The 13,771-nt window shown below is 55.2% G+C and carries 12 protein-coding genes; 8 read left to right on the forward strand and 4 right to left on the reverse strand.

Features of this window, described 5'->3' with window-relative positions; translation table 11 throughout:
• Window positions 1-33: 33 nt before the first annotated feature.
• Together HF679_RS22120 and HF679_RS22125 are read right to left on the reverse strand one after the other, a co-directional pair.
• The gene (locus HF679_RS22120; RefSeq protein ID WP_123756478.1) at window positions 34-1,416 is read right to left on the reverse strand and encodes an aspartate aminotransferase family protein; all 1,383 of its coding nucleotides are present in this window, start codon (window positions 1,414-1,416) and stop codon (window positions 34-36) included.
• Window positions 1,417-1,464: 48 nt separating this feature from the next.
• Window positions 1,465-2,955 (reverse strand): aldehyde dehydrogenase, encoded by a 1,491-nt coding sequence (locus tag HF679_RS22125; RefSeq protein WP_187042377.1) that lies wholly within the window; start codon window positions 2,953-2,955, stop codon window positions 1,465-1,467.
• A gap of 532 nt (window positions 2,956-3,487) precedes the next feature.
• Here HF679_RS22125 and HF679_RS22130 point away from each other — a divergent pair.
• From HF679_RS22130 to argE, 5 genes are all read left to right on the forward strand, one after another.
• A complete protein-coding gene (locus HF679_RS22130; RefSeq protein WP_123756480.1) occupies window positions 3,488-4,417 on the forward strand; it encodes a LysR substrate-binding domain-containing protein in 930 nt (309 codons plus the stop codon).
• A 315-nt stretch (window positions 4,418-4,732) separates the two neighbouring features.
• Window positions 4,733-5,998 carry a flavin-containing monooxygenase gene (locus tag HF679_RS22135; protein ID WP_123756481.1) on the forward strand — a complete coding sequence of 422 codons (1,266 nt, stop codon included), beginning with the start codon at window positions 4,733-4,735 and terminating at the stop codon, window positions 5,996-5,998.
• 29 nt (window positions 5,999-6,027) lie between these two features.
• Complete coding sequence (locus HF679_RS22140; protein ID WP_123756482.1) at window positions 6,028-6,450, forward strand: RidA family protein; 423 nt, start codon at window positions 6,028-6,030, stop codon at window positions 6,448-6,450.
• 9 nt (window positions 6,451-6,459) lie between these two features.
• The gene (locus tag HF679_RS22145; RefSeq protein ID WP_123756483.1) at window positions 6,460-7,134 is read left to right on the forward strand and encodes a DUF1028 domain-containing protein; all 675 of its coding nucleotides are present in this window, start codon (window positions 6,460-6,462) and stop codon (window positions 7,132-7,134) included.
• The gene (gene argE, locus HF679_RS22150) at window positions 7,127-8,278 is read left to right on the forward strand and encodes an acetylornithine deacetylase (protein WP_187042378.1); all 1,152 of its coding nucleotides are present in this window, start codon (window positions 7,127-7,129) and stop codon (window positions 8,276-8,278) included. Before HF679_RS22145 ends, argE begins: the two co-directional genes overlap by 8 nt.
• A gap of 189 nt (window positions 8,279-8,467) precedes the next feature.
• Here argE and HF679_RS22155 read toward each other — a convergent pair whose 3' ends face one another.
• Both HF679_RS22155 and HF679_RS22160 read right to left on the reverse strand, forming a co-directional pair.
• Window positions 8,468-9,871, reverse strand: a complete 1,404-nt coding sequence (locus HF679_RS22155) for a purine-cytosine permease family protein (protein WP_123756485.1) — start codon at window positions 9,869-9,871, stop codon at window positions 8,468-8,470.
• 759 nt (window positions 9,872-10,630) lie between these two features.
• Window positions 10,631-11,233, reverse strand: a complete 603-nt coding sequence (locus tag HF679_RS22160; RefSeq protein ID WP_123756486.1) for a short chain dehydrogenase — start codon at window positions 11,231-11,233, stop codon at window positions 10,631-10,633.
• Between the two features lie 99 nt (window positions 11,234-11,332).
• Between HF679_RS22160 and HF679_RS22165 the strand changes: the two genes are divergently transcribed.
• From HF679_RS22165 to HF679_RS22175, 3 genes are all read left to right on the forward strand, one after another.
• A complete protein-coding gene (locus HF679_RS22165) occupies window positions 11,333-12,223 on the forward strand; it encodes a LysR family transcriptional regulator (RefSeq protein WP_123756487.1) in 891 nt (296 codons plus the stop codon).
• 49 nt (window positions 12,224-12,272) lie between these two features.
• Window positions 12,273-12,668 (forward strand): YidB family protein, encoded by a 396-nt coding sequence (locus tag HF679_RS22170; protein ID WP_123756488.1) that lies wholly within the window; start codon window positions 12,273-12,275, stop codon window positions 12,666-12,668.
• Window positions 12,669-13,178: 510 nt separating this feature from the next.
• Complete coding sequence (locus tag HF679_RS22175) at window positions 13,179-13,502, forward strand: TrmO family methyltransferase (RefSeq protein ID WP_199733699.1); 324 nt, start codon at window positions 13,179-13,181, stop codon at window positions 13,500-13,502.
• Window positions 13,503-13,771: the final 269 nt, after the last annotated feature.

A 13,771-nucleotide genomic window follows, 5' to 3' on the forward strand; every position in this document is an offset into this window, starting at 1 on the left:
TGAAGCGGGCTTGGGGAAAAGCAGCAGAGGGGGTTACAGCAGGCCGATCTCTCGGGCGGTGCGGTCGACGGCTTTTTTAGTCTTCTCAACCAGCTCATCCAGCTCGCTGTGGCTGGCGATAAGCGCCGGGGCCATGATCATGCGTCCCAGGGTCGAGCGGATAATCACGCCTTCCTCAAAGCCGATGGTCCGGCAGCGCCAGGCCAGATCGTTTTCATTGGCAAAGCGTTTGCGGGTCTGCTTGTCTTCGGCGAACTGCAGGGCCGCGACCAGGCCTGCTCCCTGGATTTCACCGATCAGCGGGTGGTTGCCAAACACTTCGCGCAACGTCTTTTGTAAATAGGGACCGCTGTCGTTACGCACTGTCGTCACCCACTGCTCATCCCGCAGCGCTTTGAGGTTGGCGATGGCGACAGCGGCAGCCACCGGATGGCCGGAGTAGGTCAGACCGTGGGCGAACACGCCGCCTTTCTCGACCAGCACGTCGGCCATGCGCTTGCTCAACACCAGGCCGCCCATCGGTACGTAGCCGGAGGTGAGTCCTTTGGCAATGGAAAGGGTATCCGGTTCGAAGCCAAAATATTGGTGGGCGAACCACTCGCCGGTTCGGCCAAAGCCGCCGATGACTTCGTCGGCACACAGCAGCACGTCATGTTTCCGGCAAATGCGTTGAATCTCAGGCCAGTAGCTCTCCGGCGGGAACACCATTCCCCCGGCGCCCTGGAACGGCTCGGCAATAAAGCCGGCGACGTTCTCTGCCCCCAGCTCCAGAATTTTCTCTTCCAGCTGGCGGGCGCAGCGCAGCCCGAACTCCTGCGGCGTCAGGTCGCCGCCGTGCATATACCAGTAGGGTTCATCGATGTGGGCGACGTCGGGGATCATCCCGCCCATGGTGTGCATCGCTTTCATGCCGCCGAGGGCTGTGGCGGCAAGGGTTGAACCGTGATAGCCATTCCAGCGGCCAATCATCACCTTTTTCTGCGGCTTATCGAGGATCTGCCAGTAGCGACGCACGGTGCGGATCAGCACTTCATTCGATTCGGAACCGGAGTTGGTGTAGATGGCATGGCTGTAGTGGCCGGGCAGCAGGCTGAACAGCAGTTCGGACAGCTCGATGACCGTGGGGTGCGTGGTGTGAAAGAACATATTGTAATAGGGCAGTTTGGCGAACTGTGCCGCCGCGGCATCCGCCAGATCCTGACGGCTGTAGCCCAGTTGGGTGCACCACAGCCCGGACATGCCATCGAGGTATTTATTACCGTCGTTGTCCCACAGGTGCAGGCGCTCGCCGCGCACCATCACGCGCGCCCCTTCGGCATTCAGCGCTTTCTGGTCAAGGAAGGCATGGATATGGTGTGCGGCATCTGCGCTTTGATACTCGGTGGTAGAGCGCGTCGGGCGAACAGAATCGATCATTTTTTTCTCCTTTAAGCGGAATCAGCGCGCGGCAATGGCCGCTGCCTGCTAGCGAAACTGGAACCAGGTGGTTTTAAGCTGGGTGAATTTGTCGAAGGCGTGCAGCGACAGATCCCGGCCAAAGCCAGACTGTTTATTGCCGCCAAATGGCACCGTGACATCCAGCGCATCGACGGTATTGACCGACACCGTTCCGGCGTTAAGACGCCCGGCCACGCGGTGCGCACGGTGCAGGTCATCCGTCCAGACTGAGGCGGCGAGGGCGTAAATATGGTTGTTGGCCAGATGGACCGCCTGCTGCTCATCATCAAAAGGCAGGACCGCCAGCACCGGGCCGAAAATTTCCTCTTTCCACAGCGGCATCTCTTCGCTGACCGTTTCCAGCAAGGTGGGCTGTACGTAGTTGGCAACCCCGTCAATCTCAACCTGCTGGCCGCCGGTGAGCACGTGAGCGCCCGCCTGTTCAGCACAGCGGATAGCGTCGATCACCTTCTGCGCATGCGCGGCGCTGACCATGGCGCCCATTTTGGCCTGAGGATCGAGCGGGTGAGCCGGTGCCCAGGCCTGCATTTTTACCTGTAGCCGGGCGATGAATTCAGCGTAGATCGGGCGTTCAACCAGCAGGCGCGAGTTGGCGGAGCAGACCTCGCCCTGGTTAAAGCAGATGCCAAATGCGGCTTTTTCGGCGGCCAGATCGAGATCCTGGCAGTCGGCAAAGATGATATTGGCGCTTTTACCACCGCACTCCAGCCACACCTGCTTCAGATTGGATTGCGCGGAATAGGCCATAAAGGCCTTTCCGACGGCGGTCGAACCGGTGAAGGTGATCACGTCGATGTCGTGATGCAGCCCAAGCGCGGTGCCGGCTTCGGTACCGAGACCGGTGACCACGTTCAGCACGCCGGGCGGCAGACCCGCTTCGAGGGCCAGTTCGCCCAGGCGCAGCGCCGAGAACGGTGAGTTTTCGGACGGTTTCAGAATCACGCTGTTGCCGGCGGCCAGCGCAGGCCCCAGTTTCCAGCAGGCCAGGTCGAGCGGAAAGTTCCACGGGACGATGGCCGCCACGACGCCTACCGGCTCGCGGGTGAGGGTGGCCAGCGAACCTTTGCGGGTGGGGGCGACCTCGTCGTACATTTTGTCGATGCTCTCGGCGTACCAGGCGATGACGTACGCGGCGCCGGGAATATCGATATTCAGCGCATCGTTGACCGGTTTGCCCATGCTGGCACTCTCCAGCAGCGCCAGCTCTTCACGGTGTTCGAGGATCAGCGCGGAGAGCCTGAGCAGCACGGTTTTACGTTCCTGTGGCGACAGCCCTGACCAGACGCCGGCGTTGAAGCTATCGCGGGCCGATTTCACCGCAAGATCGATATCTTCCGCCTGCAGCGCGGTGACCTCCGCGAGTACGGTATTGGTCGCCGGGTTGATCGCCGGGCACACCGCGCGGCTGTGGGCGAAGCAGGGGCGGCCATCGACGATCGCGTGGCTGATAAAGCGTTGCTCCCGCAGTTTATGCTGCCAAAAGTTTCTGTCAGACATCCGACTCTCCCTTAATGTGTTGCTTGTTTGTTATTTATTTGTTGCCGTTAATTCATGATGCAGGAGGGGAGGACGACGAGAAAGGACTAAAAATCTAGGTAACCTCCATAAAAAACTGTGTTAGTCCCGCTGGCGGGAAAATAGCCGCGAATTCACGGGGCGACGGTGACGGGGATGACTGTCGCGAGAATCGCCGTGAAAGGTTTTTAATGTATTGTATTTAAGGTAATTATTTTATTTTTCTTCACGATTTTGTTTATTGCCACAGGCGTGCTTTGACAATATTTAATATTGTCTTTCATGTCATTAGATTATAAAAAAAATAGCGATGAGCTTAATATCGGGCAGGCTGGGTACCGCTTGATGGTCGTCGGCGTGCCATTGTGCGGCGGCTGTCTGTTAATTTTTTGTAAAAATCAGACCCGTGTCGGATTGTTGATCTTTTTCCGCTGGCGGGGTTGCGGGGGCAGGGGAGCATCGTTTAATGCTAACGAGCTTATCTCTCTGAGAATAAAAAATAAGGTACTCCCCGATGCCCCACTTCACCCTGAAACAGCTGAAATACTTCGTGGCCGTTGTCGAAGCCGAGAGTATTGCCGAAGCCTCCCGACAGCTGCACATCGCGCAACCGTCCGTCTCCATTGCGGTAAAAACGCTGGAGGATATGTTTGAGCAACAGTTTTTTATTCGCCACCATGCCCAGGGCGTGTCGATGACCCCCAGCGGGCAGCGCTTTTATGAGAAGGCCAAAGAGCTGCTGCGCCTGGCGCATCAGTTTGAGCAAAATTCGAAAGCGGATAACGAACTGGTCTCCGGCATTATTTCGCTCGGCTGTTTTGAAACTGCGGCGCCGCTCTATTTGCCCGCGCTGATTGCCGGGTTTAAAAAAATCTATCCGGATATCACCATTAAAATTTACGACGGCGAACAGCATGAAATCGCCCACGGCCTGCATCGCGGTCGCTTTGACCTGGCGTTTCTGTATGACCTGGAGCTGGATACCTCCATCCAGACGGAGAGTCTCAACGCACCGCAGAAACCCTATGCTCTGCTGCCAGCGAACCATCCGCTGGCGCAGCGGGCGACGGTGAAGCTCGCCGATCTGCATGCCCTGCCGATGGTGCTGCTGGATGTGGTGCCGAGCCGCAACTATTTTATCAGTATTTTCAAAGATAAAGGCTACAACCCGCAGGTTGCCTATAGCTCGCCGTCGATTGAAATGGTGCGCTGTATGGTCGGCCAGGGGCTGGGCTTTTCGGTGCTGGTGACCCGCCCGGTGTCGGACGTGACCTATGATGGCCAGCGGGTGCGCTGCGTCGAGATTCAGGATGAGATGGCCAACTCCACGCTGGTCATGGCGCATCTGCGCAGCAGCGAGCCAACCAAACCGACGCAGCTGTTTATGGAATATTGCCGTCACGCGGTGCTCAGCCCGCCGGACGTCGAGGCAAAGGTAGCCTGACCCCCAAAAGACAGCCGTCTGATTATTTTAAACAGACGGCTTAAATATAAAAAAACGAGGCTCTTAACCTATTTTTTATTGCTTGAGCGTTGGCGCATTATTTTTATTTCACGACTTTTATTGAGCTGTTTCAGGCCCGATATCCTGCGGTTTTTTATATTTATTCAGACTATTCAAGGTGCTGCACTCTGCATCACTATTTTATTCTCAGGTTCTAAATTTATAATAATTTACCTGTTTGTTACGGTTTATTAACCTCGGTCCTGCGCAGTGGTTTATTCCTGGCGATTGAACACCATTCGAAGGACACATGTTATGACCGTAGAAAAAACAAATATTGATACGCTGATTGTGGGCGGGGGCCAGGCCGGTATTGCCATGAGCGAGCATCTGACGAAGCTTGGCATTTCACATCTGGTGATCGAGAAAAACCGCATTGCGGAAGCCTGGCGTACCGGGCGTTGGGACTCGCTGGTGGCGAATGGTCCGGCGTGGCATGACCGCTTTCCCGGCATGGAGTTTAAGGGGGGGGATCCCGACAGCTTCATTCCCAAGGAGGGGGTAGCGGAATATTTTGAAGATTACGTCAGGGAATTCGCGCTGCCCGTGCGTACCGGGGTGGAGGTCAAGAGCGCGGTACGCAACAGCGGGCGTCCGGGATTTACCATCGAAACCACCGATGGCGTGATTGAAGCGCAGCGCATTGTGGCGGCGACCGGGCCCTTTCAGAAACCGGTGATCCCGGCGATTGCGCCGAAAGAGAGCGAGATCCATCAGATCCACTCTGCCCGCTACTACAACCCCGAACAGCTGCCTGCTGGTGGGGTGCTGGTCGTCGGGGCGGGTTCCTCTGGGGTACAGATTGCCGACGAACTGCAACGTGCGGGCCGCCAGGTCTATCTGTCCGTTGGCGCCCACGACCGTCCACCACGCGCTTACCGCGATCGCGATTTCTGCTGGTGGCTGGGGGTGCTGGGCATGTGGGATGCGCCTGCCAGCGCGCCGGGGAAAGAGCATGTCACCATCGCGGTAAGCGGCGCCCACGGCGGGCATACCGTCGATTTCCGCCAGCTGGCGCAGCGCGGCATCACCCTGGTGGGGCTGACCAAAGCCTTTGAATCCGGTACGGCCACCTTCCAGGCGGATCTGTGTGACAACATCCGTCGCGGAGATGAAAACTACCTGGCGCTGCTGGATGCTGCGGATCGCTACGTTGAGGCAAACGGCCTCGATCTGCCGCCGGAGCCACAGGCGCGCGAGTTTTTACCCGACCCGTCGTGCATGACGACACCGATTCTGTCACTGAATCTCGCCGATGCCGGGATCACCACCATTATCTGGGCGACGGGCTATGCGGTGGATTACAGCTGGCTGAACGTCAACGCTTTCAATGAGCAGCGTCGGCCGCAGCATCAGCGCGGTGTCTCCAGCGAACCGGGGGTCTATTTCCTCGGATTGCCGTGGCTGTCACGCCGTGGCTCAACCTTTATCTGGGGCGTCTGGCATGACGCAAAACACATTGCGGACCATATCGCCACCCAACGCAAATACAGCCAGTACCAGTCCGCCGGTCAGCGCTGAACCTTCGCCCATTGAACAGGATAAACAAGATGCCAACCCATACCCGTATTCGCATGTTTAACACCAAAGAGACCTACCCGAATCAGAGCCTGGATAACGATTTATGCCAAGCGGTTCGCGCCGGCAATACCGTCTATGTTCGTGGTCAGGTAGGGACCGATTTTTCCGGGAACCTGGTGGGGCTGGGCGACCCGCAAGCCCAGGCCGAGCAGGCGATGAAAAACGTTAAACAGCTGCTGGAAGAGGCCGGCAGCGAGCTGTCGCACATCGTGAAAACCACCACCTACATTATTGACCCGCGCTACCGCGAGCCGGTGTATCAGGAAGTGGGCAAGTGGCTGAAGGGCGTCTTCCCGATCTCCACCGGGCTGGTGATTTCCGCGCTGGCGCAGCCGCAGTGGCTGATGGAGATCGATGTGATTGCCGTGATCCCTGATGATTACGTGAAATAAGGAGCCACCATGACCTTTTCTATTGCTGCTTATTGCCCGGAAAGCGGGCAGTTTGGTATTGCTATCAGCTCCTCCAGCATTGCCGTCGGCGCGCGTTGCCCGTGGCTCCAGGCCGGCGTGGGGGCGGTGTCCAGTCAGAATATTACTTTACCGGCGCTGGGGCAGATCGCCCTGGCCCAGCTGGAGCAGGGCGTTGAGCCTGAAAAGGCCCTGCGCCGCGCGCTGGCGGAGGATGATTTCAGCCGTTACCGGCAAATTATCGCCATCGATGCCAACGGCAAAACCGCCTCGTTCAGCGGGGATAAAACCCTCGGGATTTACCACGTTGCCGAAGGGCAGAGCTGTATCGCCGGCGGCAATATGCTGGCCAGCCCGTCGGTTGTTGAGGCGATGGTGAGCGGATTCGAGCGTAGCGAAGGTGAAATGGCGATGCGGCTGATTGCCGCCCTGAAGGCCGGACTGGCCTGCGGCGGTGAGGCCGGCCCGGTGCATTCTGCGGCGGTGAAAGTGGTGGATGACTACTCGTGGCCGCTGGTCGACCTGCGGGTGGACTGGAGCGATGACGATCCCATCGGGGAGCTTTCCACGCTCTGGCAGGCGTATGAACCGCAGATGCAGGCCTATATCACGCGTGCGCTCGACCCGCGGGAGGCCCCCAGTTACGGAGTGCCGGGCGATGAATAATCAAGCGACAACGATACTGGCAACGCTACTGGCTTTTGATACCACCAGTCGCGAATCCAATCTGGCAATGATCGACTTCATAAACCGCTTTCTGAGCGGTTTTGGCATTGAATCCCGGCTGTTTTTTGACGAGGAGGGTAAAAAGGCGAATCTCTATGCTCGTCTGGGGCCACCGGGGCCGGGCGGGGTGATGCTCTCTGGTCATACCGACGTGGTCCCGGTTGACGGGCAGCGCTGGACGGTCCCTCCTTTTGAACTCACTCTCCGCGACGGCCTGTGCTACGGCCGTGGCAGCAGCGATATGAAGGGTTTTATCGCCTGCGTTCTGGCCTCCGTGCCCGCGTTTCTCGCCCAGCCATTAACCATGCCGCTGCATCTCGCCTTCTCGTATGATGAGGAGGTGGGCTGCCTGGGCGTCCGGAGCCTGGTCAACCACCTGAAAGCCTCAACGGAGAAGCCCGCGCTGTGCATTATCGGCGAGCCCACCGGGATGCGCCCGGTATATGGCCACAAAGGCAAGTTAGCGATGCGCTGCCATATTCACGGCAAGGCCTGCCATTCGGCCTATGCCCCGGAAGGGGTGAATGCCATTGAGTATGCGGCGAAGCTGATGACCCGATTAGGCGTGCTGGGTGAAAAGCTGGCGCTGCGCCAGGATGCGCGTTTCGACCCGCCGTACAGCACGGTGCAGGTGGGGCTAATTAGCGGCGGCGCGGCGCTGAATATCGTGCCTGAACGCTGCCAGTTCGATTTTGAAATTCGCCATTTGCCGGATGTCTCCCTCGACGATACCCTTTCCGGGCTGCAGGCCTATGCCGAAGAAGAGCTGGTACCGGCGATGCGTGCGGTGGCGGAGGACGCCACGATTCGCTTTCATCCCCTCAGCCAGTATCCAGGCCTGCTGAGCGACCCGCAGTCGGCGTTTGCCGGTTGGCTGGCGCAGTGGGCGGGAAATGCTGACTTTGCTACCGTCGCATTTGGTACCGAAGGCGGTCTGTTTGACGAGGCGGGCGTGGCGACGATGATCTGTGGGCCGGGTAGCATGGAGCAGGGGCACAAGCCGGATGAATTTATTGCGCTGGCCGAACTGGAGAAATGCCTGGCGATGTTAGATAACCTGCGCCACTGGATGGCCGTCTCCTGACGATGACGATGACGATGACGATGACGATAACGATAAAGCGCCCATTATTGGGCGCTTTTTTTTCCTCTTTTTCTCGTTTAGCGCGGGATATTTCCGCGTGCCATATTCTGCTGGTCGTGGGAAAACGTGGGTAAAAAAAACTCCGGAGGGTATCCGGAGTCAGGAATAAACACTGAGGGAATGTATTGCTTAAGCTTTCTCTTTAGCAAAAGCCATCTTCTTGACGGTCTTCGCTTTTGAGAGCGTGTAATAGACAGGTGAAACCACCAGCAGACCAATAATCCAGGATAAATCAGCCCCGCCAATTGATAACGCAATCGGGCCGGTATATATAGCCGTTGACATAAACGGCACTTCTACCGCAATACCTAATAAATAACAGAAGATGGCGGTCGCATTAAAATAACCGTAGACGCCGCCATCACGTTTGAAGAACGATTCAACATCATATTCACCGTGGGCGACCAGGTAATAATCCACAAGGTTAATGGCGGTCCACGGCACCAGCACATACAACAGCACGGTAATAAAGTTGGTATAGATTAATAAGAAGTTTTCCTGACCATAAATTGCCAGCGCGATTTCGAGGAGCATCGTCAGAATCGCGGTAATGATTCTGGCCCGCGCCATCGGCGACCAGCCATCAATAAAGGTCTGGCCCAGGGTCAAGGTACAGAGCACGCCGCAGTACAGCATCATTGAGTTGGTGGCGGCGATCCCTAAGGCCAGAACCACAATTACCACCGCACCCATGCCGCCGGTGAGGTCGATAATGCCTTGAATAATATCATCATTACCAATGCAGGTGGCGACCAGCACCCCGAGGATCATCGGCAGATATGAGCCTAAAATACAGCCAAAGTAGCTGGCGTAAAACACGCTCTTGTCGTTGGTGCTGTAGGGCATATAGCGTGAGTAATCAGAGACATATGGTGCGTAGGCCAGCTGCCACAGGGCGGCAATGGAGACGGCCCCGAGGAAGCCGACGCCGTTAAAGCCGCCGCGATCGAGAAAATCGACCGGCAGGCCGTGCACAAAGACGATCCATAAAAAGGTCGCCGCCAGCACAATCCCTGAAATCCACGACATTATTCTGGCGTAGGAGTGGATGATTTTATAACCAAAAATGGTTGCGAATAAGCTGAGCGCACCTACCACAATAATACCGATATCTGAGTTCATCGGTTTATAGATAGCATGCATGGATTGCCCGCCTAATACCAGGCTGGAGGCGGTAAAGCCGATATACATTAATACGACTATCGATACCACCAGCACGGAACCATAGGAGCCGAACTGACCTTTGGTTTGTACCATTTGCGGCACGCCCAGTTTAGGCCCCTGAGCAGAATGTAGCGCCATAAACAGGCCACCAACCAGGCTGCCGATAAGTAATGCAATCACTGACCAGAAAAATGAAAGATGGAAAATAGTGACGGACATGGCACCGGTAATAACGGTGAGCAGCATAATATTAGAACCAAACCAAATGGTAAAAAGATCGCTGGGTTTACCGTGTCGCATATTAAGGGGAATGGGTCTTATGGTATTACTTTCAAGATTTTCAACAGGCACAGATTGATGTTTAGTCATGGCGCTCTCTCATCACTGCGAGGCTAAGTCAGCGTTATACCCGTCATACTTCAAGTTGTATGGGCGTTGGCGTTACTCGTTCACCCCAGTCACTTACTTCAGTAAGCTCCCGGAGATTCTCTGCGTCGCCGCCTGCCTACAACGCGAATTATTTAGGGTATAGATGGATATTCCAATGAGGAGTACAGCTAATCTACTCATCATAACATTTCGTTTACCATTGTCACAATCTCGCAGCATTTAAGAAATTATTAAAAATGTCTAACGTCGATATAAAAAAAATGCTTTACCTCTGTCCTGGCGCCTGATTCAACGGCGCGAATAAACCCGAAAAACCATTTTGCAGCGGTTTCTGCTATCTAAAAGGCGATTTAATAATTAACTCGCTGGAAGGTTATTTTCAGGCAGATAAAACTCCGCCTCGGTGAAAATTGTCCGGAATGATTGGTTGTCAGCCACGGTATAAAAGGCCTGGTTATTCTGTGGAGAATTTGTGGCGGATGTCTGCACCATGATTTTTAAAGATAAGAATTGTTATTTTCAAATAAATCAATGAATTGGTTTGTTTCCTGAATAGGGTGAATTGAAGCGGGATGCGGCAGCGGAAATTAAGAATGCGAAAGCGCTCACACTCCGCGCTATTTAGTGAGAGTGTGCAGCGGATCAATATTTAAAACATGTGTTGTTTAACCGGGCTGGTAAAAGCGGCCTGTCAGCCGGGAGCGTCTGGCTGGCCGTCGCTCCCGGTGATGGAGTGAATCAGTAGCCGACGGTGTAGATCCGCCCAGTCTGCACCCCTTCCACGCTACGGCGATAGGCCCTGGCGACGGTTGCGGCGGGAATGCTGTCGAAGCCGGGGAAGAAACTGTCATAGGTCGCGAGCGATTCCGTCAATACGGTGGGGCTTATCAGGTTAATGCGGATCCCGCGCGGGAGTTCGCAGGCGGCGGCGCGGACAAATCCTTCCAGTCCGGCGTTCACCGTGGTGGCGTTGACGCCCTGGGCAATCGGTTCGTGAGCGACAATCCCGCTGACCAGGGTAATCGAGCCGCCATCATTCAGGTAGTGCTGCCCGGTCAGCGCCAGGCGAATTTGCCCCAGCAGCTTATCCTGCAAACCTTGATTGAAATCCTGGTCGGTCATGCTGGCCAGCGGACCAAAGAACAGATTGCCGGTGGCCGAGACGATGGCATCGACCTGGCCGATGTTTTCAAACAGCGCTTCAACGCTTGACTGCGAGGTGATATCAACCTGGAAATCGCCGTGGGTACGACCCACGCGAATCACGTCATGTTGGTGACTCAGTGCTTCACTGACCGCCTGTCCGATGGTACCGCTGGCTCCGATAACGATGATTTTCATGGCTGGCTCCTTATCTGTGGTGAGCCTCTATTCTTTAATGAAACAGGAATCGGATAAACTGGCTAAAAGTTAGATGATTACTAACCAGAGGTTTGCAATATGGATAAGCTGCGCGGAATGGAGATACTCATCGCCGTGGTGGAATGCGGTAGCTTCACCGATGCGGCATCGCGGCTGGAGATGTCGGCGGTGATGGTTGGGAAATACATCGCCAATATCGAGCGCCAGCTCGGCACCCGACTGCTTGAGCGCAATACCCGTCGCCAGAGTCTGACCGACGCCGGGCGGGTCTATTATGAGGAAGCCAGGCGGGTTGTGGAACAGGTCGCCATTGCCGAACGCTCGGTCGAACGGCTGCGGCTGGCGCCCGCCGGGACGTTGCGTATTAGCGCGCCAACCTCCTTTGGCGCCTGTGTGATCGCGCCGCTCACCGCCAGCTTTTTGCAGCGCTGGCCGGATGTACGCATCGAGCTGGATCTGACCAACCGGATGGTCGATCTGGTGGATGAAGGCATCGATCTGGCGATCCGTATCGGCGATATTCACAACCGCGATCTGGTGGCGAAATATCTCTGTCCATACCGCATGGTGATCTGCGCCGCTCCCGATTATCTGGCCCGCTACGGTACGCCGCTCACCCCGGCGGATTTGGCCAGCCATCGCTGTCTGTCCCATACGGTATGGACCGCGCGCAACGAGTGGATATTGCCGGGCGAACAGGACGCGGTGCGCTGGAAGCGTGATGCGGTGCTGCGCTGCAATGACGGGCACGGCCTGCGAATGGCGGCCATCGCCGGTGCCGGGTTGCTATTACAGCCGGAAGTCCTGCTCAGCGAGGCGCTTGCCAGTGGCAAACTGGTGCGGGTACTGGACGCCTACACGCCTCAGTCACGACCGGTCCATTTGCTGTGGCGTCAGGATCTGCGCCCGTTGCCGAAGCTGAGCCGCTTTGTGCAGCACGTGATGACCGCGTCGGAACGTGATTTATGAACTACGCTTATCCCGTCATTCATTCACGACACAGTTCACGGAGTCTGTCATGGGGTTACTTGATCAGATTGGCGGCATGCTGGGTGGGCAGGCCGGTAAAGCGGAGCAGCTGCAGGCCATTATGAGCTGGATCCAGCAGCAGGACGGTATTCAGGGCGTACTGGAGAAATTGCGCGGCGGCGGGCTGGGAGAGATCGTCGAATCGTGGATCGGCCAGCAGAACAACTTGCCGGTTTCCCGCGATCAGGTGTCGTCGGCGTTAGGATCCTCCGCGCTGCAGGATCTGAGCGATAAGCTGGGGATCGATCCGCAAACAGCATCGTCGGTGATTTCTGAGTATCTGCCTAAAATCGTCGATGGCTTATCACCCAACGGCGAGGAGCCTGCCCAGCAGGACCTGCTGTCAGAAGGCATGAACCTGCTTAAAGGTAAGCTGTTCGGCTAAGGATGGGGGCGGGGTAAGTGGCGTGCCGCAGATCGTCGCACGGCATTTGCTATTGGCCCTGTATTCCTGAACGCACAGACCCGCCTGACAGGCGGGTTTTTTATCCGTGCACCTTTCTTCGCATTGAACATCGTTCAAACTTACATTTGATATGTTGAAATAAAGGTTTTTGAGATACCGTCATGCACCAGTTGAGATAACTAAACATCATGGCTCAATTTAAGCACTTTGAACTTTCCCTTCTTAACCCCAGCTTTGACTCCCCTTTGCCACTTATGCTGTCACGCTGATTATGCCGTGCCTGATAATATGAAGAACAGTACTACCCGCCACGGCTGGTATTCACTATTGCTGGGTAAGATCACTCGTATGCCATTATTAAAAGATGGGTTCAGTTAGCCTTTTTATAAAAATAATCCTTCCACCATTTATAAAGTTTCCCTACACTAATTTTACAGCGCTGTTTTTAACTAACCAACTGATTAAATTGTTAATTTTTAGCGAGGGATTATGAGCACACTCAAAATGGAGTCGATTGGTCAGGTTGTTGTCAATCAAGATATGTATCGCCTTGTGTTAAAACCAGAGTATCGTGCAGCGCTGGCAACATTGGAATGCATTCCCCACATGCAGGTTTTATGGTGGTTTAATCATTGTGATAATTCCAGATCACGTAATGTACTTACGGTAGACACCCCTTATCTACATGCACCAAATATAGTAGGAATATTTGCAACGCGTTCACCTGAACGGCCGAATCCTATCGCATTAACCTGTTGCCAAATTACCTATGTGGATATTGAAAAAGGGGAGGTAGGATATAAGTTATATTGACGCTGAGAATGGTTCACTATTACTTGATATTAAGCCTTATATGCCAAGCTTCGATCGGCTTGAACATATAGGAGAACAGCCTGATTGGTTTTCTAATTGGCCAGATAGCATCGAAAAATCACGTGATTTTGACTGGGCCAGAGTGTTCAACTTTGAAAATTAATCAATGAAAGTGAAAACACCTACACCTACACCTACGCGTAGGTGTTTTCTTCAGCCAGCTGTTTGCCGACCTGAATTCGATGAAGAGTCCGTATTGCAGAAAACAA

The organism is Enterobacter sp. JUb54 (assembly GCF_014298075.1).
Lineage (GTDB): Bacteria > Pseudomonadota > Gammaproteobacteria > Enterobacterales > Enterobacteriaceae > Klebsiella > Klebsiella lignicola.